Below are 25,336 nucleotides of genomic sequence, written 5' to 3'. Positions count from 1 at the left end.
AAATCTCCAAGTCCTGCGTTGTTTTCAATCACAACAGCTTGCTATTGCTCAATCAAACGCCTCGCCTGCATGGATGCAGGTGCTTAGCTTTAGTCTGGAACGATAAAGGGGTTTCTTGACAATTTATCCTCACCGAATTTTGGTCATCTACTTAATGCAATTGGTATTACGTTAGGCTTTCCTAGCTGTCGGGTTTCAACAGCGAAAGAAAGAAGCCTAACGACGTAACTAAATAAAAAGTAAGGCCACGGCAACCAGGGTTAAGATGGCTAACATGCGGTTAAACCTTTGCCTTGCAAGTTCTGTGGCTAAAAAACGGCTGATCAGCGAGCCAAATACCGTCCAGGCGCTGTTGCTCATCAATCCCACCAGGTTGAAGATCAGGCAGGCCTGGATCACGGAAAGCAGGTACAGCTCTCCGGGCAGGCTAAAAGCGGTGATGCAGGATAAAACCATCATCATGGACTTGGGGTTGATAAACTGTAATAGCGCTCCCTGGCGAAAGCCTATCAGGTTTGCTGGGCTGTTTTGCTGCTTGTGCCCCTTGGAAAATGCCATTTTTACTGCCAGATAAACAAGATAAGCAGCGCCGAGCAATTTGAGGTACAAATACCAGTGGGGATTTTGGTTGAGTATGCCGCCGATACCCGAGGCCATTAGGATAAAAAGCCCGGTAATACCCGCCCTGATGCCGAAAAGAAACGGCAGGGTTTGCCGGTAACCAAAACGGCTGCCGGATAAGGTCAACAAGGTGTTGTTAGGGCCTGGGGTTGCGGTGGCCAGCAGGGTAAAAAGCAATAGCGGAATAAGTATGCTGCTGAGTTCGATCAGGGCTGCCATAAAGTTATCTTGGTTCTCATTAATTAAAAAACAATATTGTATGCGTACAATTGTGTGTTTTTAATAGTTGTCAGGTGTTTTTTATGATATATAGGGGTACAAATAGATCAAGGATTTTATTGTACCCATGACAATGTGGCAGCCCGAGTTGAAACCCTCCAGTTTGGCGAAATATAAACAAGTGGCAGATGCCATTGATGAAGCCGTGGCAAGCGGCGCCCTTAAAGCCGGTGAGAAGTTACCGCCCCAGCGCAGGTTGGCTGATGCTCTTGGCGTGACCATAGGCACCATTACCCGCTCATATGCCGAAGCGGAGCGGCGCGGTACTGTTGTGGCCCGGGTCGGCAGCGGCACTTATATCAAGCAGGCGGAGCCGGGGCCGTATGTCATGCTAACTGCCGATGACAGCCGTTATGATTTACGCAGCTCTAAAGCTCCGGCCGGTCCCCAGGGAGATTTGATGGCTCAGGCACTGATGGAGATTGCCGGGGATCGCCAGCTATTGGCCACTTGTCTGGATTATCAGCCGGAAACCGGTTTAAAACACCAAAGGCAGCAATTAGCCGATTGGTTAAGCGGGCGTAACCTGGTGTGCAGCGCCGATGAAGTTTTGTTTACCTATGGCGGCCAACACGGCATTTCCCTGTCGCTGCAAGCGACTTGTCGCAGTGGCGATACCGTTTTATGTGAAGGTTTGTCTTTTCCCGGTATCGCTTTGGCCTGCCAGGAGCAACAATTGAAATGCCACGGCTTGGCGATGGACGATCAGGGGGTGCTGCCGCAGGCGTTAATCTCCGCCTGTCAGCAATACAATCCCCGGGTGATTTACCTGACGTCACAGGTGCAAAACCCCAGTTGTGTGCAAATGCCTTTATCGCGAAAACTGGAGCTTATTGCCATTTGTCGGCAATATCAGCTGTTGATCCTCGACGATGATGTCCAGTTTTTACCGGAAAGTGAAAAGGTCAGCAGTTTTTATCTGCTCGCCCCCGAGCTGACCATTTATATCTCCAGTTTTTCCAAGAGCTTTTCCGGCGGACTGCGCCTGGGTTACCTGGTGGCGCGGGACAGGCTCAGGAGTGATTTAAGAAAAAGTTTACGCGCCAGTTGCTGGACCATACCGCCGGTAATGGTTGAGCTGGTATGCCGCTGGCTGACCTCGGGAAAAATGGCTGAGCAGGAGGCCTGGCTCACCCGGGAAATGCTGGCCCGGCACCGTATTTTGCAAAAGGAGCTGGCCGGATATCCGTTAACTACCTTGCCTTATGCCTTTAATGCCTGGCTGTCGCTGCCGGAGCACTGGCGGGCGGTAGACTTTGTGCAACATGCACTAGCTAAAGGTTTATTGCTGCGGGCGGCGGAATCTTATGCCATAGGACGTTTTCCGGCGCCGCAAAATATTCGTATCAGTTTATGTGCTCCCCGCAGCCATGAAAGGTTAAAACAGGCTTTGTTGTTATTGAAACAATGCCTTGAGGATACCCCCGCCAGCGATGAGTTGGTGATGTAGACAGCTTGTCTGTTTGACGATCCTTTTAAGGTAAAATCTGAATTTCTCTAATGAGTTCAAACTTTTGACATTTTCTCTTGGCATATTAACTGCATTACCGAGGCAAGTGACTGTTTTAACTATGGAGAGAGACATGAAATTTAAAATGACCAGTCTGGCTTTATTGGTGTCTTTATCGGTAACTGCCGCTGAAACATCGATTGAAGAATATATTGGTAAAATAGCCAATATCTATATCGGCAAATCGGAAACCGTACAGGTAGGCATAGTTGCAGAAGAAGATAAATATCTTGAGTGCCAGGAAGGCAACTGGCCCCTGAGCTTCCAATTGGGGCAGGTATACTCGGACAGCTGGTTAGATCTTGTGTCTACCGTCAACCGTACCCAGGAAACCGTGCGTATCGGTTATACCCCGGACAGTGAAAGCAGCTGTGATATTGAGTATCTCGCTCTGGTACAGGGGGATGGCATTTCCGGAGTCGATCCGGATGATGGCAGTGCTTCCCTGCTGCGCACCGGTGATTACGGCAATATTGCCTTAATAGGCACCAATGGCCTGACGGAGAGCAGTTATAGCGTCAGTGATTTTTATAACAATGATGTCGGTGCCGCAGCTTTTGACGGCTTTACCTATAAAGAGCAAATTAACGACGAAGAAGGCGTGGAGAAACTCGGTCGCGGCTTCTGGATGGTGAAAAAAGAGCTGAATACCGATCACGATCCTGATTTCGTCGAGCCGGAGTACTGGCTGCAGGTGGATTTTGACGGCTTAGTGAAAATCACCGGTTTCCGTGTGGTATTAAATGATCAGTCGCGTCAGTTGGGGCGTGGACCTGAGAAAGTGGTGCTGCAGGTATCCAGTGACGGTGAAACCTTTGTTGATCACGAGTCTTACCTGCTATCCCAGGTATCGGATCAGATTGCTACTTTAAATACGGCGGTCACAGCCCGCATTGTCAGGCTTAAAGTGGTGACCAACCACGGCGATACCTATATTGAAGTCGATGAATTTGAGCTGTTCTCGGATTTATAATTTCAATTGTTAACAATGCCGCCATCGGGGAGTATCCCTCTTGTTGATGGCGGTTGTGATTTATTTGTTTTAAATTGAATCCAGCATCTTCCCGGCGATTGCTTTCACCGGCTTGGCGCTGAATTACTGATGAAGGTGCTGTGATAGCTTTTGATTTTGCTTTATTCGCGTTAAATCGAGTCCAGCATCTTCCCGGCGATTGCTTTCACCGGCTTGGCGCTGAATTACTGATGAAGGTGCTGTGATAGCTTTTGATTTTGCTTTATTCGCGTTAAATCGAGTCCAGCATCTTTCCGGCGATTTCTTTCACCAGCTTGGCGCTGAATTACTGATGAAGGTGCTGTGATAGCTTTTGATTTTGCTTTATTCGCGTTAAATCGAGTCCAGCATCTTTCCGGCGATTTCTTTCACCAGCTTGGCGCAGACCTGGGCTGTAACACCATCGATATCCTTATCCGGGTTAAATTCGACAATATCGGCTCCTACCAGCGGCATATTGATTTTGTGAATTAAGCTGATCACTTCCCGGGTAGAAAAACCGCCCGGTTCGCGGTGAGATACACCGGGAGCAAAGGCCGGATCCAGGGCGTCAATATCCAGTGACAGGTAAACCGGGCCGTCAAACTCCGGCAATTGCCCGCTTTGCCAATGGCGCATTTCAACCATTTCCACTTTAAACTTTTGTGCCTGCTCAACTTGATGCTGGTTTAAGGTTCTGATCCCCAGCTGTACCAGGCGCTGACACAAGTCTTCTTCCATTATCCGGGCGAAAGGGCAGGCATTGGATAATCTGTTGCCTTTAAAGCTGTCATATAAATCGGAATGGGCGTCCAGGTGTAAGATGTTTAATTTCGGGTAATGTCCGGCGTAAGCCCTTAGGATAGGATAACTGATGCTATGATCTCCTCCTAAGGTCAGCAGGCGTGTGCCCCGGTTAAGCATATCTGCACAGCCGGATTCGATTCCTGAAACGAAATCATGCTTGCCGGTTATTTCAAGGTCGCCGCAATCAAGCCACATCGGGTTATCTTTTAAATTGATACCATTTTCACAGCCGCTGTTGAGGGAGCCGCCTTGCAAAACACTTCTTATGCTTGCCGGGGCTTTGGCCGGTCCGCGGCTAAAAGATGAGTTTTCGTCATAGGGGATCCCCAGCAGGCCAACCTTAGTCGATGTTGTTGTCAAAATTTCTCCTCCCATGTGTTAGCGCTGATGATGTGTATAACCCTGTGAGTAAGTTGTTTTTTAACTCGGGGTAAGTTGTTGTCATCCTGTGTTCTGCTATAGCCGGAACCCGGGATTCGTTAGATGATTACATCCTTGATTGCCCGGTCGTGTCAACAAGATAAATTGCAGTTTTATCAGCCCCAGGCTAACTCTATGATTTTTCTGGCTTCGCATTTGACGTTAACGGGGAAATAACAAGTATGAATAAAATTATGGTTGAAATAATATACGACTGGTCTAATATATCCATACATTTCACTTTGAGAATTGATGATGCCTGAGAAAGACACAGTGGCAAATGAGGCCGTTAAGGGCACCCGGGATATTATTCTGGAAGCCGGCCATAAAGCCATTACCGCCAAAAGTTACCATGCCTGTGGTTTAAAAGAAATCCTGGATCTGGCGGGTGTGCCTAAAGGGTCATTCTATCACTACTTTAAATCTAAAGATGACTTTGGCCTGCAGCTGATTGAAAACTCTACCGACGGCTGGAATCAGGAGTGTCGGGCGAAATTAACCGACCGTACTTACTCGCCGATAAACCGCTTGAAGAATTATTTTAATGACAAAATTACCTATTTTCTTGAACACGGCTTGTCCTGCGAATGCGCCTTACCGAAAATGGCGCTGGAAACGTCACAATTAAATGAAGTGATGCGCGGGGCGATCAAGTATTCATTCGATTCTATGGCAAGCGTGCTGGCGCAAACCATCAGGGAAGCCCAGGTAGCCGATGAAATAAACTGTAAAGACGATGCCGATATGTTGGCCAACATGATCAACAGTGCGCTCCAGGGCATTATTATCCGGGTACAGATAGATCAGAGCATAGTGCCGCTGGAGCAATTTGTTGCCTTGATCTTTACCAATATCCTGCAGGAAAAATCCTCAAGTTAAACGATACATAGGCCTGCTTATGGGCTGTTGTGCTTTCTCTGTCTCTGCAGCAGGCTGCCTTCATTAAGAGGTTTTGTTTGCTGCTCATTTCATATGCTTTGCTGTTCTTACAAGTTTATCTGTCCGGCATTCTTTCACCGCTTTTGATCAGTTTGTTGCAATAAACTGAACACTCGTCCCGGTTTTTAGCTTGCTTTGGACCATATGGTCTAAATTTTTTAATTTTATTTTAATTAATAATATCAGTTGTTTGGTTGTTTTCGTGATGAATTAATCCGCAAAGTTACTTGATCTATTTTCATTTGACACTAGAATGCTAGACGACTGGTCTAATAGTGGCTTGGGTTGTTGAAGTTTTGGCTGAGGGTATCGGGAAATGAAAAAGAGTTTTGCAAAGTTTAATGCCTTAATGGCGGCGCTATTGTTAAGCGGCGTAAGTTATGTCGTGCTGGCACAGCAGGCGGTCTTGGTTGAGCCGGTAACCTTATCGGATATGCAACAGCGCGAACGTGTGGTCGGCAATATCAAGGCGGCGGTTGAGGCCGGCGTTTCTGTGCGGGAGTCGAGCAGTGTCGACCAGGTGATGGTTAATGAAGGGGACAAGGTGAGCTTAGGTGATCTCTTGCTACGCCTGGACAGCCGTCGTTTGCATGCCCAATCGCTCCAGCTGCAGGCGGAATATGACCGCAGCAAGGCCTTAGTTAAGCAAAGAAAAGCCGAGCAAAAGAATTTACAGGACGATTTAACCGCTTTTACTTATACCGCAGAAAAGAATGCGATTTCAGAACGCCAGTTAAGAAATGTTAAGACCGAATTAGCCGTGGCCGAAGCGGCCTTATCCCAGGCTAATTTCCAGGTAAAAGCGCTGCAGAATGAGCTTGAGTTGCTGAAGATACGTTTGGCGGATACCGAATTACGGGCGCCTTTTAACGGCTATGTCACCCAAAGGCTGGCTGAACCGGGAGAATGGTTCAATCAGGGAGAAGTGGCGATTGAAATGATCTCCAGCGACCGCCTCGAAGCCTGGCTGGAAGTACCGCAACGCCTGGCTAGCCAGTTGTCTACTACCTCGGAAATTACCCTGGAAGTCAACGGGCAAAGCATCAGCAGCAAGGATTTTAAACTGGTTTCCCAGGTGAATAACCGCAGCCGGACCTTTAATTTAGTGGTTTCCTTCCCGGCGATGCCGAATATTCTTTCCGGTATGGCGGTTACCGGCTGGGTAGCCACTTCAAGCGAAGATCAGGTGCTGGCGGTATCTAAAAATGCCGTGGTGAATAAAGGCGGCATGACCTTGGTCTATAAAGTTTCCAATGGTGAAAACGGCTCTGTGGCTACGGCTGTACCGGTAACGGTGTTATATAAATCGGCAGAGGTGTATGCCCTGGCGGCCAATAAGGAGCTGACTCCGGGCGATAAAGTGATTGTTGAAGGCAATGAACGCCTGATGCCGGGGCCGGTAGTGGCTACAGACGCAAAAACCGGCCGGGGATTTGTGGCATCAAGTGCCCCGCAAAGTTCCACCGGTATCGGCGCCGGTGAATAAAGAGATAATGTTTTTAGCTATTGCCGGTTTTTTGCCGGCAAGTTTACAGCTGTGACTAGGTAGAGAAAAAATGAAATTAATAGATCAAGCGGTCAGGCAGCCGATCACGGTTACCGTAGCGGTCGTCTTATCCATATTGGCGGGGATTATTGCTTTTTCCCAGGTGCCGGTGCAAATGACCCCAACGGTGGATTCTGTGGTCGTTTCCGTCAACACTTTCTGGGAAAATGCCTCTCCCAATGAAATCGAATCCGATATTATTACTGAGCAGGAGCAGGTCTTGGGGGATGTTACCGGTCTGGCTTCCATGACCAGTATTTCCCAGTCCGGCTCCGGCAGTGTTCGCCTGGAGTTTGAAACCGGTACCGATATCAATCTGGCGATGCAAAGCGTGTTGCAAAAACTGGACGAAGTGCCTGCCTACCCCAGAGGGGTGAGCGAACCTGTGGTGGAAGCGGTTGATCCCGACTCGGTCGATTATATTGCCTGGGTTGGCCTGGCGGCGACAGATCCGAATTTTGATGCCACTACCTTATATGATTTTATGGAATTACGCCTGCGTCCCCGCCTGGAGCGGATCAAAGGGGTATCCAAAGTTGGCATCGTCGGTGCGCGTGAGCGGGAGCTGCAAATCCGCTTTGACCCTGTGGCCCTGGCTAACCGCGGTATCACCTATGCCGAATTTATCAATGCCATCCAGGTGAACAACCAGAATTATTCCGGCGGTAAACTGCAGGACGGCAAAAATGATATCCGGGTGCGTGCCGTTGGCCGCTTTACCGATATCAATATCATTAAAAAGCTGGTGATCCGCCGCGATCAAACCGGCCCTGTCTATCTTGAAGATGTCGCCAGCGTCACCGAATCTTATAAAGAAATGACCGACTGGGTACGTTCACGCGGGATCCTGATGCCTTTCTTTAACTTCCAGCTGCAATATGGCGCCAACTTGCTGGAAACCATGACCGAAATCAAGGCGGAGATCCGCAACCTGAATGCGCCGGATGGTTTACTGGCACAACACGCGAAAAAACTTGGCATTAACGGCACCTTTGAACTGATCCAGCCATGGGACTCTTCCACTTATGTTGAACGGGCAATCGATCTGGTACAAAGCAATATTTTGATCGGCGGCTTGCTCGCCACCCTGACCTTATTATTGTTTTTACGTTCATTCCGCACTATCGGGGTGATCGCCATTGCTATCCCTATTTCCGTGATTGCTTCCGTGGTGGTGCTGGTCTCCCTCGGGCGTTCCATCAATATCGTTTCCCTGGCAGGTATGGCTTTTGCCGTGGGTATGGTAATAGATAATGCTATCGTGGTCATCGAGAATATCTTCCGCCATCTGGAAATGGGCAAGAAACCCTGGCGCGCCAGTATCGACGGCACCAAAGAAGTGGCCAGTGCGGTATTTGCCTCGACCCTGACCACTTTAGTGGTGTTCCTGCCGATCCTCTTTATCCAGGACAGCGCCGGTCAGTTATTCCGTGATATCGCTTTGGCGATTATGGCGGCGGTGAGTATCAGTTTTGTTGTTTCCGTGCTGGTGATCCCGGCGGCGGCTTCTAGCTTTTTACGCTTGCCCGCGAAAACAAATAAAGATAAACCGGCGTCGAAAGTTGATAAGGTCAGCGGCTTTTTCAATGCCTTGCCTGTTTATGTCAGCCGCCTGGTTGCTAAGTTGATTATTTCCTGGAAAAGCCGGATAACCGTGGTCGTGACCTTTGCCGTGCTGACGTTTGCCGGTATCTGGGCCCTGATCCCGCCGCTGGATTATTTACCTAAAGGTAACCGTAATGCCGTGTTCGGCGTTTTGATCCCGCCGCCGGGTTATAGCCTGGATCAGATGCAGACCATAGCAAAACGCCTGGAAGGCAGTATTAAACCGGCATGGGAATATACCGGGGATAAGTTTGTTGCCGAAGCGAAAATCCGCGGCACCGAAAAACCGGATCCCAGTGATCGCCGTCCCGAATTAACCACCATGAGCGGAGAGAAGATCACCGCCCCGGCGTTGGATCATTACTTTGTTGTCGCCATGGGCGGTAAGATGTTCCAGGGGGCCTTGCCTGCCAATGAAGTGACCGCGGTCGATACCATAGATTTGTTTAATTATGCCACCTACGGCGCCCAGGCTCCGGATGTGATCAGCTTTGCCTTCCAGTTTCCGCTGTTCTTAAACGGCGGTACTACGGGCTCTGCCATCAAGATTGACCTGGTAGGGGATGATCTTGAACTGGTTTCTCAAAGCGCCACCGCGTTAATGTTTAGCCTGATGGGTAAATTCGGCCCCTATGGCGTGGTGCCTGAGCCGGCAAACTTCCTGTTGCCGACGCCTGAATTGCGGGTTACACCGGATGATGAACGCCTGCAGGAAATGGGCATGAACCGCTCGGATGTCGGTATGGCGGTTGCCGCCAACGGCGACGGTTATCTGCTGGTGCGGGGCTTTGAAATCGGCGGCGAGCTTAAAGATATCAAGATCATTTCCCAGCAGGCCAGTGTCGATGCGCCTTTAGATGCCCTGATGCAAACCCCGGTGGCGACACCGGCAGGCAATGTGGTTGATCTGGAAAATATTGCCCGTCTGGAGCGGGTGCAGGTAGCGGATCAAATTAAACATGCCGACAGACAAAGGGCGGTGACGCTGCAATTTACCCCGCCAAACGGCATGGCGATGGAAGATGCCATCGCCACCATCAATACTATGGTGGCGGAACTAAGAACAGCAGGACAAATCAACCCGGTAGTAGATATCAACCTTTCCGGCTCTGCCGGTAAGTTAAACGATATCAAGCAGGCTTTAATGGGAGACGGCACCCTTTCCGGTTTCCTGATGAGTTCTTTGTTTCTGGCGTTAGTGGTGGTGTACCTGGTAATGGCGGTGCTGTTCCAGAACTGGCTCTATCCCGTGGTGATCATGGTAACTGTGCCGTTGGCAACCCTGGGCGGTTTTGCCGGGCTGTCGGCAGTACACAGTTACAGCCTGATTGACCGCTATACCCCGATCCAGAATATGGACGTGTTGACCATTATCGGCTTCGTGATCCTGGCGGGAGTTGTGGTCAACAACGCTATTTTAATCGTACATCAGGCCATCAACCTGCTTAAAGGCAGATCCGATGACGGTACTGTGACCACGGCATTAACGCCGCAGCAGGCGGTGGTTGAGTCGGTGAAATCCCGGGTGCGACCCATTTTAATGAGTACCCTGACCTCGGTCGGCGGCATGTTACCCCTGGTATTGATGCCGGGAGCCGGTAGCGAACTATACCGGGGCTTAGGTGCCGTGGTGGTTGGCGGTCTGCTGGTATCCACTATCTTTACCATGTTTTTGGTGCCGGTGATCTTATCGATGATCTTTGAGATCAAAGGCCGCAATGAACAAACAGCGGATGGTGAGCTTGAAGCTGCAGAGCTGGCGACAGCTGAGGTTAAATAAGTGATAGCGGATATTGGCGCCAGCTTGAATGTTAAAAGCTGCCTTCATATCCGGAAGTATTATTGAATTAAGTTTGGAATTTTCATCCTTGAACCTTAGTGGTTTTCCCCTCCAGATAGCGGCTTTCCCAGGACGCTTGTGAGGGGATTTTTTTTATTTATGGCAAGAGAAAATCACACAGGAGATAATAGGGAGAATGAAAAGATCTTTGAAAGTAAGTGAGCCAGCATGAAAAGAGTTGTTTTATACAGTATGAGCAAATGTCCCCATTGCGATACCGCCAAGCGTTACCTGGACCAGCAGGGGATCAAATACCGGCTGTGTAATGTGAAAACGCCGCAGGGACAAAAAGAGTTGGCGGCTTTAGGCATGCGGGCGGTGCCGGTATTAAAAATCGGCGATCAAATTTTAAATGGCTTTTCGGTGAAGAAATTTAATCAATTGTTTAAAGGCTAATTTTATCAAGCTTAGCCGTTAGTATGTTCGTTTATTCTGCTGCTTGTGTTAAAGTTGGTTAGCATAATGTAAGAAAGGTGTAGCGGATTAAGGATGCAGTTAACCCTCAAATATATCATCACCGGGATTTTTTTGTTCCTGTTTTCGGCCATTGCCGTCCCTGTTGCTCTGGCGCAAGACAGGGATGATATCTCGTCGTTACAGGGGATGTTTGAAGAGGTCAACCGCGAGCCCTGGTTGAGTTACCGGCGTCTGCAGGCCCTGGAGCAAGAAGCCGGGCAATGGCCGGATAACGAAAAGTTATGGCTGTTGCTGCGTAAGGCGCAGGCCGAGTTATTATTATATTTAAATGCCGATCTCGAAGTGACGGTAAAACAGGCGCAGCAGCTGATCACGGCGCAGACCCCGGCGGAAATATCCGGCGGTTTTAATGTTTATGCCGGTGTGCTGGCCCAGCAAAAAGGGCTTTATAGTCAGGCGGTTGATTTCTTTCAACAGGCGCTGACCCTGGCCGAGCAGGCCAATCTCAATCATATCTATATCGTCGGTAAACAGGAGCTTGCCTATACCCGCAGCCTGACGGAATTATATCAAACCTCCCTCAAGGAACTTCAGGAAACCTATGTCGAAGCTTTTGCCCTCGGGGATAAATTTTTACTGGCGCGGGTGAATGAAACCTATGGCGCCATTTATGGTTATCTCGGCGAATATGAAAAATCGGTGGAATATTATCAAAAGGCGCTGGCGAGCTACGAACAGCTCAGTTACCGGGCGCATATTGCCGATGCCGTCTATGCGCTGGCCACCATCTACCGTTATTGGCAAAAATATCAGTTGGCCATCACGACCTTTGAACGTTACCGTACCCTGATTGATTACACCCCAAACCGGGAAGTCGCTTTTTTTGCCGTATATGGCCTGGGCATGACCCTGGCAGAGCAGGGGCAGTGTGCACGGGGCATCGCTATTATCGATGAAGCGTTATTGATCAATGCCCTGGCAGACTATAAAGCCGAACTGTTAAAGCGCAAGGGGGCTTGTTTGATGGATAAGGGGGATTTTGCCGGGGCACAGCAGGCCTTGTCGGCTGCCGGGGCTATTTTTGCCGAAATCCCCGAGCTTAAAGGCACAAAATGGCAACTGGAAGTTGAAAAACTCAACGCAGAGCTGGCGTATGCCCGGGGAGAGAATGGCCGGGCTTATCAGGTGTTAGAGCGCTACCTCGAGCAATATGCTGAGCTGCAGCGTAAAAATGCCGACAGTCGCCTGGAAAAAGTGCGCTTAAACATGGAACAGAGCCACAAAGAGCGGGAAGTCTCTTTGGGGCAAAAGCAGCAGGAATTAACCGAGCTCAGGAAGGAGCATTATGAGCTGGAAGACAGGCAACAAAAGTACTTTTTGTTGTTTGCAGTAAGTTTGTCGATTTTCTTTTTAGTGGTGATGCTGTACCAGCGTAAATATAACGATAAAATTCTCGAGTTATCGACCCTGGACCCCTTATCTAAGGCATATAACCGCCGTTATGTTTTCAATTATCTTAAAAAGTATACCGAGGGTACCGTGCCGGAAAAAGGCGAGTTGTCGGTGATCTTGCTCGATATCGATAATTTTAAGCACATCAATGATAATTTTGGCCATCTTGCCGGTGACCAGGTGATTTGCCGGGTGGCACAAGCCGGACAAAAGGTGTTGCGCCAGGGAGATGTGATGGGCCGTATCAGCGGCGAAGAATTTCTTTGTGTCCTGCCGCGGATAAGCCCGGAGCAATGCCGCCAAGTTGCCCAAAGGTTAGCCGCCAGTATTAATGACTATATTTTTGAAGTGGAAAATAAAAAACGCTTTTCTGTCAGCGTCAGCATAGGCATTGCCAGCCTTTCTCCCCAGTGCAGCGACAGTGTCAGTTTGTATGAGCAGGCGGACTTGGCGCTTTACCGGGCCAAAGAGCAGGGCGCACACAGCGCCGTGGTCTATCAGCCGGAAATGGCATAACCGGCTTTTGTGATGGTCAAAATAGCGATGGCAAATCTGTGAATCGCCCTATGGATGATACCAGCGCCCTGGCACGGCAGGTGATAGGCTTACTTGAGTCTTATATCCATAAGTTGGGTTATAGCCCTGCGGTACATTTCGAGCTGGAAGGCTGCTATCGCTTTCCTCCTTGCCGGGCAAACCAGGAACTGGACTTTGCCCTGCTTAACCGGCAATTGGGCTCCCTTGGCATCGACGCTGAACTGGTGCCGGAATACTGGTCTCATCAGTGGGAGTACGTCTCTGTTTTTAATGGCCAGACGCCGTTGAAGGAAGCCGATAACCTGGCGTTTGCACTGGAGAAATTACCTTATTTATTCGCACAGCAGGGAGTAGTACAAACCCTGATCACACCTGTGGTCTGGTGCGGAGACAAGGGGCAGCTTGCCCTGGGCTGCAGCAATATTTTTTCCGGCGAGGCCCGGGCGGTGCATATTCCCAATGCGGTGCAAATCAATATCAGCGCCAGCAATGGCTCGGGTGAAAATATTATTGCCAAACATGGTTTTGGCGAATACCTGCAGCAGTGTTTTCTGCAAACCAGTCTAGCTTGCTGTCTGCTTTATCTGCCGGAAGAAGATGCCTTTGAGCGCCTGCTTTTGAAAAGCCGTTACGGCCTGGCAAAAGAACTTTGCTCGCCGGTGGATATTTCCGGCGGCCATCAGGGCAGCATCGCTTTGTATAAAGAATACGGCAAACATAACCAGGATATGGGAGTTGAGCCGTTATTATATGATGCCGCCAATCAGGTATTGCTCAGCAGGAAAAACTGGCAAAAAACCGCCCGTATCGAGCACCGGCTGGGGGCTTCGAGCAAGCATTACAATCCCTACCTGAATGTTGTTTTTGCCCTGGTGAACTTAGTCGATGCCTTGGAGGTTTATAACCACAAGGGCTGTCAGGCCGGTTTAAAAGCGCCGCCTGCCCCTGTCAGCCTGCCCGGAGCCCTTAATCATGATAAGGATGGCTTTGATGCCGTCAGCTTGTTTGCCCGCCAGCAGTGGTTTAGCGAGCGGATTAATGCGGTACAGCTTAATATGCAAACCGCAAAAGATATGGCTGATTTATCTGTTGAAAACTCAGGGAAATTAGGAGATAAATTAAAAAGCAGTGTCTTAGCTAAATATCAGCAAAAAACGTTTTATTAGAGCAATAGCAAATAATCAGCGGGTTTGCCGGCAAATGACGTGCCGGCAATAAAAGACAAAAATAACAAGGTGAATACCTGGCCAATGAATATCACGAAACAACAAATGACACCTCCGTTATTGACGGGGACATGTGCCAAGCAGAAAAGAGCCGAATTGAAGGCGTATTTTCAAAATAGCTGGGACAGCTATGATTCGTTATTTTCCCTGATCAAGGATCCCGAGGCGTTTTATCTGCGTCCGGAAAAATTACGCCATCCGCTGATTTTTTATTTTGGCCATACCGCCACTTTTTACATCAATAAATTTATCCTGGGCAAATACCTGGATAAACGCATCAATGAAAAACTGGAAGCCATCTGCGCCGTCGGTGTCGATGAAATGAGCTGGGACGATCTCGACAGCAGCCATTACGACTGGCCGGCGGTCAATGAAGTGACTGCTTATCGCAAGCAGGTAAAGGCTTTGGTCGAGCAGCTGATCGATACCATGGAATTAAGTTTGCCGATAACAAAAGACTCCCTCGCCTGGGTGATCCTGATGGGCTGTGAGCATGAGCGTATTCATATTGAAACTTCCTCGGTGATCATGCGGATGTTGCCGCTGCAGTACCTGACCCCGAGCGAGCAGTGGCAGGCTTGTCCCTACAGCGGCGATGCCCCGCAAAATACTTTAGTGGCGGTAACTGGGAAAACGGTTCATTTAGGCAAGGCCGATAGCGATCACACGTATGGCTGGGATAACGAATACGGGCAGGCAGAGCTTGAGGTCAGGGATTTTCAGGCCTCCAGGTACCTGGTGTCGAATCAGGAGTTTTTAGGCTTTGTCGAGGCGGGGGGATATGATAACCCCGCATACTGGAATGAAGAAGGGCAGCAATGGCTGGCTTTTACCCGGGCAAGCATGCCGCGTTTCTGGCTGAAAAAGGGAGAAAGCTACTTCCAGCGCAACCTGCTATCAGAAATGCCTTTGCCGCTGGATTGGCCGGTGGAAGTGAATTACCTTGAAGCCCATGCCTTTTGCCGCTGGAAATCCGGGCAAAGCAGCGGTTATATCCGTTTGCCGACGGAAGCCGAGTGGTACTGTTTGCGGGATAAGATCCCCACTGATTTAGTCGACTGGCAGGAAGCCCCCGGCAATATCAACTTGCAGTATTTTGCCTCCTCCTGCCCGGTAAACCGCTTTGAAACCGATGGCCTGTTTGATATTACCGGCAATGTCTGGCAGTGGACGGAATCGGCTATCGACGGTTTTAACGGCTTTGAAGTACATCCCCTATATGATGATTTCTCCACCCCGACCTTTGACGGCAAGCATAACCTGATCAAGGGGGGCTCCTGGATTTCTACCGGTAATGAAGCCTGTAAATCTTCCCGTTATGCTTTTCGGCGGCATTTTTTTCAGCATGCCGGTTTCCGTTACATCCACAGCGAGTTTGAGGAAATACCGGCAATTGCGGTTAATCATTATGAAACCAGCCGGGAGATCTGCCGGCAGCTGGAAAATCATTATGGCGAGCCCGGTTTAAACCTGGGGAATTATGCACAGCAGTTGGCGCAAAAGCTGATTGCTCTTACGGATAAATATGCCATCTCCAGGGGAAAAATGTTGGATCTTGGCTGTAGCGTCGGTCGCTGTGCTTTTGAATTGGCGCCGGATTTTGGCCATATCGATGCCGTAGATTTCTCTGCCCGCTATATTCAGCATGGCGTCAGGCTACAGCAGGGGAACAGTGTCCGTTATACCTGTGAAAATGAAGGGGATATCGTCGACTTTAAGGAGATCAACTTAACGGGTTTAGGACTGGAACAGGGTCGGGATAAAATCAATTTTTGCCAGGGAGATGCCGCCAATCTTAAGGCTATATTTAGCGATTATGATGTTATCCTGGCACAGCAGGTGCTGGAGTTAAGTTATGACCCGCGGCTATTTTTGGCCACTATCAGGCAAAGGCTGAAAGCCGGCGGTTTGTTGGTGCTGGTTTCCGATTATGGCTTTAGCGAGCAGATCACTGAAAAAAGTAAATGGCTGGGGGGCATTAAGGTCAACGGTGAGAATGTCACCGGCTTTGACGGTTTACGGCAATATTTGGCAGGACATTTTAATTTGCTTGAACAGCAGGAGATCACCCGGGTGCTGAAAGCCAACCGGCGTAATTACCAGGTGAGCGAACAGCAACTGACGGTGTGGCAGCTGAAAAATGACTAAGTCGCTCTTTCAAGTGTGCAGGTTTGTGCCTGGGGGAGTAATATGAAAGCATTAACATTACCGGCGCATATTGCCTATAGCCAGGGCCTTAATACCGAGATCACCTTTAACCTCAGCAACTCCTGCGCCCAGGCGCTGACGGTAGCCGAGCTGTGCCAACTGGCGGATAAAAACCTGGCGGAGTTGTCTTTAACTTATGCCCCCCTGTCGGGGTCGGTAGCGTTAAGGCAGGAGATTGTCCACTTCCATCAGACCCTTAACCGGAAAAGTTATCCATTTGATCAAGATAATGTGCTGACCTTTTGCGGGGCGCAGGAGGCGCTGGCGGCGATTTATACAAGCCTGCTATCGCCGGGAGATGAGATAGTTGTCTTTACGCCCAATTATCCTTCCCTGGTGACTATGGCGCAGGCTATGGGAGTGAAGGTCAATGCCATCCCCCTGCAAGAGGCGGATAGCTGGCGTATGGACATGGAGCAGCTGGCGGCTAAGGTGAATGATAATACCAGGTTGATCGTCATTAACTCCCCCCATAACCCTACCGGCAGCATTATCGACAGTGAAGCGGCAAAACAGGTACTGGTTCTGGCGAAAAAGCATCATTGCTATCTGTTAGCCGATGATGTCACCCAGGCGAGCAACTATGATGACCTGTCGTTGGCTCATGATTATCTCAGTTATGAAAAAAGCCTGGTGGTTGGCGTGATGTCGAAAAGCTTCGGCCTGGCCGGGCTACGTATCGGCTGGGTGCTGTCACCGGATAAAAACTTATTGGCTCAATTACTGTCGGTGAAAGCCTATGGCTCAATTTGTACCTCGGCCGTGGATGAACAGCTGGCAGTGATGGCGCTGCAACATAGCGATAATATCCTGACGCGAAATAACCATATCATCAGTGATAACATCAGACATTTTCAGCGTTTTGTCGATAGCAATGCCGGGTTGTTTTCATGGCAGCCGCCTCAGGCGGGCATTATGACCTTAGTGAAATCTCATTTAAAAAGGCCAATCAAAGATTGGGGGCCGGATCTCGCCCGTAAGCATAAGCTTTTGTTATTACCGGCGAACCTGTTCGGGCTGGAGGGAGAATGTTTTCGCCTTGGTCTTGGACAGCTGGACTTTCCCGGGGCTTTAGCTCTCTTGCAAGACTTTGTTGATAGCTGCGTTGATGGTCATGTTAAGGCATAGCGGTAAGCTCTTTGCTCTGCGATCATTTTTTATTAAAACCTGCTGCTGAAAAATATCTCACCAGCTTGCCTTACACTATAGTTATACATAATTTACTGAGCCGGGTAATTTATGTTTCGCTTTATTTTTCTGTTACTGCTGCTTTTTCTTTTCGTAGATGCACGAGCGCAGCAGGAGATCCGTCTGGCCTATAGTGATACCGAGTCTTATCCCTACCAGTTAGGCACAGGAGCTAAGGTAGCCTCTCCCCCGGGCATTGCTATTGATATCATCAAAACCGCAGCCGAAAAGGTCGGTATCAGGGTGATATTTGAACGTTATTCTAATCGCCTGATATTGAACCATTTACATCATGGGGTGATAGACGGGGTTTTCATTTTTTCCTATCTGAAAGAACGTGAAGTTTTTGGCGTTTATCCGATGAAAGCCGGTTTGCCGGATATTAATAAACGTATCGCCCAGATCAGTTATTTTCTTTACCGTAATAAAGGCGCAAAGGCTGATTGGGACGGCGAACGCTTTACGCCTGAAGGGGTGTCTGTTGCCACACAGTCGGGGTTCTCCATTAATGCGATGTTACGCGCTCACCGCCTGGCCGTGGCTGAAGTGCAAGATGTCGATCAGCTCTACCGGTTATTAAAATCCGGTCGGATAGATGCGGTGGCAACTCAGGATATTTTGCTGGAGCCTTATATCAAGGTACGGCAGATCACTGATATCGAAAGGGATTGGCCGCCATTGGAAACCCGGGATTATTACTTGGTGTTAAGTCACCAGTTTTACCGCAAGCATGCTCAGTTGGCGGAAAAGTTATGGCAGGAGGTTGCGAATGCCAGAAAAACCTTGCTTCCTGACATTCGTCCAATATCAAAGTAACTTGGCTTATCTTATCCGCTTAAAGCGAATGGCGGTACCGCCACTGGCGGCGAGCGACAAGGTCAGTTTATCTTTGGCAGTCACTGTTTTTTGCTCTATCACTAAGTCATATGGGTTATTTAACCAATGTGCCTTTGCTCCGTCCCGGTAAATTTGTGCCTGGTATTGCGTGCCGCTTTCGAGAAAGCTTAGCGGTATTTCAACCTCTCTTGCCTGTTCGTCGGTTAAGGCACCTAGATACCAATCCTTGCCATTTCGCTCCTGGCGGGCAAAAACCACATAATCTCCTACCTCACCGGCAAGTGCCTGACTTTGCTGCCAGTCGGCAGGCACGTCCTTGATAAACTGGAATGCCGGCAGGTTTGCCTGATAGTTTCTTGGCAGGTCCGCTGCCATCTGCACCGGACTGTATAACACTACGTATAAAGCTAACTGCTTGGCTAAAGTGGTTTGCGGCCGTATACCGGCTTTTTCCGGGTTGTCGTCATTAAAGTCGAAATTAAAGATCCCCGGAGTAAAGTCCATCGGCCCGGCAAGCATGCGGGTAAAAGGCAACATAGCGGTATGCTCGGGGCCGTTGGCGGGATTGGCCCAGGCATTAAATTCCTGTCCCCGAGCCCCTTCGCGAGTGAGCCAGTTAGGATAAGTACGCCTTAGCCCGGTATCTTTGATCGGCTCATGGGTATTAATGCTGATCTTACGTTTGGCGGCTTCTTTTACGCTGTGCAAATATTCCCCGATGGTGAACTGGCCGTCGTGCCATTCATGGCGTACCACGCCGCTCTCATCTATACGTTTGATATCGCCGCCATCGGCGACATAGCCGGTCTTTATCTGGCTGACATGATGTTTTTGGTATAAGTCATAGGCATCATCCAGCTGGTTGCGGTAGTTAGTCACGCTGCCGGAGGTTTCATGGTGGCCGATAAGTCTTACCCCTAATTTTTGGCCATAGTCGGTGACGGCTTTCAGGTCAAAATCGTCATAACTTCGGGTAAAGTTAAAGATATCGCCGTTAAAGAACCAGTCGCCGTCCCAGCCGATATTCCAGCCTTCCACCAGCACGCCGTCAAAGCCGTTTTCGGCAGCAAAATCCATATAACGTTTGGTTTCACTTGTGGTGGCACCATGGCGGTCGCCGCTGCCCCAAGTGGTTTCATTGATATGCATGCCCCACCAGATACCTATATATTTGCCGGGTTTGATCCAGGAAGTATCGGCGATTTTACTGGGTTCGTTGAGATTTAAGATTAAGTCTGAATTGAGTAAACCGACAGCATCCGGGCTTATTTGAATGGTGCGCCAGGGGGTATGAAAATCGGCTTTTGTTTTTACCAAAATGCCGTCGGACCAGGGGGTTAGATCTGCTTTGAGTTTCCCTGTTCTTTGCTGGTTCAATGTCATGGCGGCGTAATCCACCAGCGCCGCTTCATGGATACTGACATGTACCCGGTTTTTTAGTTTGAAAGTGAAAGGAGTATGGACGCGGTCGATGTCGGATAAGGGGGTGGTGTTATACAGGTATTCATAGCGGTTCCAGCCGCGGGCGGGGATCCACCAGGCGGTGGTTTGCTCTGCCTCTGGAATATTAAACTCGGTTAATTCATCGGTAATTTCAACCATACCCGTCAGGCCGTTTTGTTTCGGCACTTCATAACGAAAACCTAAACCGTCGTTAAAGACCCGAAATCGTACCTGGTAGTGGTTGCTGAGCTGTCGCGATGAGTTAAAGCGGACCAGGAGCTCGTTGTGGTGATCTACTACCGTTTGCCGCTCTCCCCAGGGTTGTTGCCAACTGCTGTTAACCTGGTTTTGTTCAACTGATGCTATGGTAAAGCTGGTATCAAAACCGGGTACTGCTTTAAACGCCATGCCCAGTTGTGAAGGTTCGATCACCGTCAGCCCGTTGAAGCTGACCCGGTAGCTTGGGCCGTTATCATCATTGACGGCGAGGGTGATGCTGCCGTCGGGAGAGCTGATATTAAAGCTTTTGGCAGTCGCCTGTGGTGGTAATAAGGCAAAGCTCAGGGCGAACATTACCGTTGCGGCTCTTGCAGATAAAGGGCTGGCTAGCTTACTTCGAAAATACGTCATTATGATCCCGGTTGTGATTATGCTGGTGAACCAGTGTAAAACTTCATCGGAGGTTTGGCAGGAGGCTGCATACGTATTCAACTTCGCCCGAGGTGATATTTTGTCTTGGGATGTTTATTTTAAGGAATAACAATAATAAGGAAGCCCTGCAAGATGAAAAACTCCGATAAGCATTCAAAACGCCTCAGTACCGGTGTGCTCAACTCTTTGGTTATTACCGCCAGTCTGGCCCTGGCGGGATGTAATACCAGTGAGCCCAGCATTACCACTGATTTATCCGGGCAAGAGCGGGGGCCTGAGATTAATACCGTGGCCCTTGGAGATAATCAGATCGCCGTTTATTACCGCCGGGAAGACGGGGTATATGACGGCTGGGGGCTGCATTTATGGAATGGCGAAGGCTGCGGTGATTATGCCGGGGCCACCCTTAATTCCCCCCACTTTAGCCAGTGGCAGGATCCCTATCCCTATACCGGTATCAGTGACGATTATGGCGCTTATTATTTGCTGGATTATCAACCCGACAGCGGTGACTGTCTGAATTTCATTCTTCATAAAGGTGATGACAAGGCGCTGGGAGATAATAACTCCAGTTTTGACTTAAGCCAACCGAGCCGTCATGCCTTTACCTTTCACGGGCAAAGTAAAGTGCTCTATGAGGCCGGCGCAACGATTTCGGTTACCTTGAGCGGGGCCGGGGCCCACTGGGTGGATCAACAGACCCTGGCCTGGACTCCGGGTGCTAACTTTGCTGTTGTCGAACTTTATAGCTCGGAAACGGCGGATATCAGTTTGGATGAAACCACGAAACAGATCCGTGGCGGCCAGGGCTATGCACTGTCTCCGGCGGCGACTTTTTCGCAATCGGTTTATGACAAGTTTCCCCATTTATCGGAGTTTTTCGGCTGGCAGCTGCCGCCGGAGCTTGAGGTGAAAACCCTGCTTAAGGGGCAGCTGATTGCCGTAGCTAAAAATGATGCCGGTGAAGTGGTGGCCATGACCCAGGTACAAATTCCCGGGGTACTGGACCATGTTTATACCGCGGGTGAAAATGATGCCGATGAACAAACGCTTGGGCTAAGTTTTGACAACGGTATTGCTTTTTCTCTTTGGGCGCCGACGGCGCAAAGCGTGAAGTTGCAGCTGTTTGATGAAAACTTCCAGCCTTTAGGCGGTACCCCGTTCCCGATGACGGAAGACGATAACGGCATCTGGCATTATGCCGGGGGCGGTGCAGCTGAGTTATATTATTACCGCTATGAAATTACCGCCTATCATCCGCTCTCCAACCAGATTGAGACTATGGTGGTGACCGATCCTTATTCTCTGAGCCTGTCCACCAACAGCCTTTATTCCCAGGTGGTTAACCTCAGTGGTGAGTACAGTCAACCGCAGGGCTGGAATGAACATCAGGTGCCGGCTATCGCGGCGCCGGAAGACATCATGATTTACGAAGCCCATGTCAGGGATTTCAGCGCCTTTGAGCAAAACTTATCGGATGAAACTGCTAAGGGTAAATATGCTGCCTTTAGCGAAAGCGACTCGGACGGTATTAAACATTTGAAAGCCCTGCAGGCGGCCGGTATGAACCATTTTCATTTGCTGCCGATATTCGATATTGCGACGGTAAATGAAGACGCCGATAGCGTTGTAGATCTGGACAGCAGTATCAGTCATTTATGCAGCATCAACTCGGGTGCGCAAATTTGCAGCTCAGATATCAACCAAGCGCAAAGCGTGGCGCAAGTGTTGGCCGCTTATTCCCCCGAAGGGGAGGAAGCACAGGCTTTAGTCAATGAATTACGTACCCTGGACAGCTTTAACTGGGGTTATGATCCCTTCCACTATACCGTACCCGAAGGCAGCTATGCGAAAAATCCCCAGGGGGTGTCCCGCATCAAAGAGTTCCGTCAGATGGTGATGGCCTTGCATGATCTCGGCTACCGGGTGGTGATGGATGTGGTGTATAACCACACCAATGCCTCGGGTTTAAACGATCGCTCGGTGCTGGATAAGGTCGTACCCGGCTATTACCACCGTCTGGATCCGTTAACCGGCAATGTCCAGATGTCCACCTGTTGTGATAATACTGCCACCGAGCATAAAATGATGGCGAAATTAATGACCGACTCTTTGGTAGTCTGGGCCCGGGATTACCGCATCGACGGCTTTCGCTTTGATTTGATGGGACACCAGCCCAAAGCTGCCATGCTGGCGGCCCGCGAAGCCGTGTGGGCGGTGGACAGCGACAACTACTTTTACGGCGAGGGCTGGAACTTTGGTGAAGTTGCCAATGACGCCCTGTTTGAACAGGCGGGGCAGGTTAATATGGCCGGTACTTCAATCGGCACCTTCTCCGATCGCCTGCGTGATGCGGTGCGTGGCGGCGGGCCGTTTGAAGGAGGGGAGCAGCTGCGCAGCAACCAGGGCTTAGGGAATGGCTTAGGGGTAAATATTAATGAACTTGCCAGTGACTATCAGGCCGAGCATGAATTATCCATGGATCAGGCCAGGGTTTCGCTGGCGGGCAACCTGGTGGATTTTGTCCTGCTCGATAGCAGCGGTAATACCGTCACCGGCGAACAGGTACCTTATCACGACCAGGCCACGGCTTATGCCTTAGATCCGGCGGATATGATCAACTATGTCTCCAAACATGATAACCAGACCCTGTGGGACAATAACCAGTACCGTATTCCTTATGGCACCAGCACGGCAGATCGGGTGCGTTTACAGCTATTGTCTTTGGCTTATCCGGTTTATGCCCAGGGGATCCCTTTTTTCCAAATGGGATCTGAGCTGTTACGTTCCAAGTCCATGGCCCGCGACAGTTTTGATTTCGGCGACTGGTTTAACAAGGTCGATTTTTCCAAACAAGGCAATAACTATCATGTCGGTCTGCCGCCGGCGGAAAAAGATCAGGACAATTGGCCCTTGATATCGCAGGTAGTGGCCAGTAATAACGGTTTGGATATTCCCTCGCCGCAAGACATCAGCACCAGCAGTGCTGTCTTTATGGATATGGTGAAAATCCGCAGCAGCAGTGAATTGTTTCGCCTGCGCACTGCCGCGGATATTATGCAAAGGGTCGATTTTCGTAATGTCGGACCGGACCAGGTATCGGGGCTGATAGTGATGTCCATCGACGACGGGACTAATGTTACAGATCTTGATGCCAACTATGATGCCGTGGTGGTGATCTTTAACCATGACGACCAAAGCCAGAGTTTCCATTTAGCCGGCAGTCAGGGATTTAGCCTGCATGATGTCCAGCAGCATGGGGCGGATCAGCAGGTTAAACAGGCAACATTTGCTAACGGTACCTTTACTATTCCGCCGTTATCGGTGGCGGTTTTTGTTCAGCCACAGGGGGCGAGCCAGGGAGCCGGTTTAGCGGTGAATACCGATAATAAGGATTACAGCAATATCAAACCTTTTGGCAGCAGCCGGGTTTATTTGCGCGGAGACATGAATGGCTGGGGATTGGAGCATGAGCTGACTTTTGACGGCAATGGCGACTACCGGGTAGCAGTTAACCTGGAAGCGGGCTCCTATCAGTTTAAGATTGCCGATGCTGCCTGGAATGCCATCAATTATGGTATCAGCGCAGATCTGGCGAATGTACCGCTGGAGCAGAGTAGGATATTACAAGCGGGGGAGGGAAATATTGAGCTGACGGTTGAGCGTGCCGGCAGTTATCAGTTTACCTTTAATGCTTTGGATAAAGCGGCGGTGAATTTACAAATCAAAGAGGTAGATCCTGCCGCACCTTACGGTGAAACGGCCCTGTATTTACGCGGCAGCATGAATGAATGGAGTACGGTAAATGCTTTTCGTTACCTGGGGGATTATCAATACCAGCTGGCGCTTAGCCTGGAAACCGGCAGTTACCGTTTTAAAATTGCCGATATCAACTGGTCGGCAGCAACCAATTTTGGCGGTGATGGTGTCAGTTTAATCCCGGGAGCAAGTTCGCAATCAGCCTTGCTTGCCGGGGGAGAGGATATTCTCCTGGAAATCAGTGAAACCGGGGATTACCTGTTTTCGTTAAATGCCTTTGAACAACAGGCACCGGTATTGACGTTAACCGGATTTAGCCCGGCTTATAGTGCTACCGAGTTCTATTTGCGTGGTACCATGAATAACTGGGACAGTGCTCAGGTATTTGATTATCTCGGAGGAGGCCGGTATTTTACTTCGCTTGAGCTGGCAGAGCAGGCCTATCAGTTTAAAGTGGCGGATGAAAACTGGCAGGCGGTGAACTTTGGCGCCGACGATGGCGAGGTTATTTTGAACCAGGGCAAACCCCTGACGGCCAACCAGGGAGACTTATCCCTTACTATTGCAACCGACGGCCGTTATGATTTCTTATTTGACGTGCTGGACCCGCAAAGCCCACTATTAACCATCAGCAAAAGTCCAAGCACTAACTGCCTGCTGCCGGACAGTACCGAGGCAGGACCTTTGGCTGATACCGGGCTTTTTGTCCGCGGGGATTTATCCCAGTGGCAGCCGTTGGCGGATTATCAGCTCAGTTATAAGGGGGATAACCGCTATCAGGTGAAAATAAATGCCCCGGGAGAGATAAATTTTAAACTGGCGGATAACTCCAATGACTGGTTGCTGCAATATTTCGTCGGCGAGCCGGGTCAGCTGGTACACGATCTCCAGGCTGGTGTGGTTTATCCGCTTTACCGGGGAGACGGCGGCACAGACAACAACTCCGCGACTTTGGGGGTTGCCGATTACCGTTTTACGGTGACTTTAGATTCCCCTCCGGTGAGCGAAGGGTTGGCGGGGAGCCTGACTATTGAGCAATGTGATGATTAATCAGGGTAAT

General features: G+C 49.7%; 15 protein-coding genes. 12 read left to right on the top strand and 3 right to left on the bottom strand.

Annotated features, from left to right (window positions below):
* Nucleotides 1-228: 228 nt before the first annotated feature.
* Complete coding sequence (locus SG35_RS25565; protein WP_044833422.1) at nt 229-840, bottom strand: LysE family translocator; 612 nt, start codon at nt 838-840, stop codon at nt 229-231.
* A 127-nt stretch (nt 841-967) separates the two neighbouring features.
* On the opposite strand from SG35_RS25565, the gene SG35_RS25560 reads away from it, so the two are divergent.
* Nucleotides 968-2,350 carry an aminotransferase-like domain-containing protein gene (locus tag SG35_RS25560; RefSeq protein ID WP_044833421.1) on the top strand — a complete coding sequence of 461 codons (1,383 nt, stop codon included), beginning with the start codon at nt 968-970 and terminating at the stop codon, nt 2,348-2,350.
* Between the two features lie 133 nt (nt 2,351-2,483).
* Nucleotides 2,484-3,383, top strand: coding sequence for a discoidin domain-containing protein (locus tag SG35_RS25555; protein ID WP_044833420.1), 900 nt, complete (start codon nt 2,484-2,486; stop codon nt 3,381-3,383).
* Nucleotides 3,384-3,755: 372 nt separating this feature from the next.
* On the opposite strand, the gene speB is transcribed toward SG35_RS25555, so the two are convergent.
* Nucleotides 3,756-4,568 (bottom strand): agmatinase, encoded by an 813-nt coding sequence (gene speB, locus SG35_RS25550; protein WP_201777807.1) that lies wholly within the window; start codon nt 4,566-4,568, stop codon nt 3,756-3,758.
* Nucleotides 4,569-4,880: 312 nt separating this feature from the next.
* Here speB and SG35_RS25545 point away from each other — a divergent pair, with 312 nt between their 5' ends.
* From SG35_RS25545 to SG35_RS25505, 9 genes are all read left to right on the top strand, one after another.
* A complete protein-coding gene (locus tag SG35_RS25545; RefSeq protein WP_044833418.1) occupies nt 4,881-5,507 on the top strand; it encodes a TetR/AcrR family transcriptional regulator in 627 nt (208 codons plus the stop codon).
* 376 nt (nt 5,508-5,883) lie between these two features.
* Nucleotides 5,884-7,053, top strand: a complete 1,170-nt coding sequence (locus SG35_RS25540) for an efflux RND transporter periplasmic adaptor subunit (RefSeq protein WP_044833417.1) — start codon at nt 5,884-5,886, stop codon at nt 7,051-7,053.
* Nucleotides 7,054-7,123: 70 nt separating this feature from the next.
* The gene (locus SG35_RS25535) at nt 7,124-10,498 is read left to right on the top strand and encodes an efflux RND transporter permease subunit (RefSeq protein WP_044833416.1); all 3,375 of its coding nucleotides are present in this window, start codon (nt 7,124-7,126) and stop codon (nt 10,496-10,498) included.
* A gap of 228 nt (nt 10,499-10,726) precedes the next feature.
* Complete coding sequence (locus SG35_RS25530; protein ID WP_044833415.1) at nt 10,727-10,954, top strand: glutaredoxin family protein; 228 nt, start codon at nt 10,727-10,729, stop codon at nt 10,952-10,954.
* Between the two features lie 93 nt (nt 10,955-11,047).
* A complete protein-coding gene (locus SG35_RS25525) occupies nt 11,048-12,943 on the top strand; it encodes a sensor domain-containing diguanylate cyclase (protein ID WP_053043101.1) in 1,896 nt (631 codons plus the stop codon).
* Nucleotides 12,944-12,981: 38 nt separating this feature from the next.
* Entirely contained in the window at nt 12,982-14,130 is a 1,149-nt protein-coding gene (locus tag SG35_RS25520) for a hypothetical protein (protein WP_236702613.1), read from the top strand.
* Nucleotides 14,131-14,214: 84 nt separating this feature from the next.
* Nucleotides 14,215-16,338: a 5-histidylcysteine sulfoxide synthase gene (ovoA, locus tag SG35_RS25515; protein ID WP_044833457.1), complete on the top strand. Its 2,124-nt coding sequence runs from the start codon at nt 14,215-14,217 to the stop codon at nt 16,336-16,338.
* Nucleotides 16,339-16,380: 42 nt separating this feature from the next.
* Nucleotides 16,381-17,526, top strand: a complete 1,146-nt coding sequence (locus SG35_RS25510; RefSeq protein ID WP_044833413.1) for an aminotransferase class I/II-fold pyridoxal phosphate-dependent enzyme — start codon at nt 16,381-16,383, stop codon at nt 17,524-17,526.
* Between the two features lie 111 nt (nt 17,527-17,637).
* The gene (locus tag SG35_RS25505; protein ID WP_053043100.1) at nt 17,638-18,402 is read left to right on the top strand and encodes a type 2 periplasmic-binding domain-containing protein; all 765 of its coding nucleotides are present in this window, start codon (nt 17,638-17,640) and stop codon (nt 18,400-18,402) included.
* Nucleotides 18,403-18,408: 6 nt separating this feature from the next.
* Here the strand turns inward: SG35_RS25505 and SG35_RS25500 are convergent, their stop codons facing one another.
* Entirely contained in the window at nt 18,409-20,439 is a 2,031-nt protein-coding gene (locus tag SG35_RS25500; RefSeq protein ID WP_044833412.1) for a glycoside hydrolase family 97 protein, read from the bottom strand.
* A gap of 210 nt (nt 20,440-20,649) precedes the next feature.
* Here SG35_RS25500 and pulA point away from each other — a divergent pair, with 210 nt between their 5' ends.
* Nucleotides 20,650-25,326, top strand: a complete 4,677-nt coding sequence (gene pulA, locus SG35_RS25495) for a pullulanase-type alpha-1,6-glucosidase (RefSeq protein ID WP_053043099.1) — start codon at nt 20,650-20,652, stop codon at nt 25,324-25,326.
* The last annotated feature ends 10 nt before the right edge of the window (nt 25,327-25,336 follow it).

Origin of the sequence: Thalassomonas actiniarum, assembly GCF_000948975.2 — a bacterium.
GTDB classification, from domain to species: Bacteria; Pseudomonadota; Gammaproteobacteria; order Enterobacterales; family Alteromonadaceae; genus Thalassomonas; species Thalassomonas actiniarum.
Note: the sequence above shows the minus strand (reverse complement) of the source record. Positions and strands in the feature narration are given on the sequence as shown.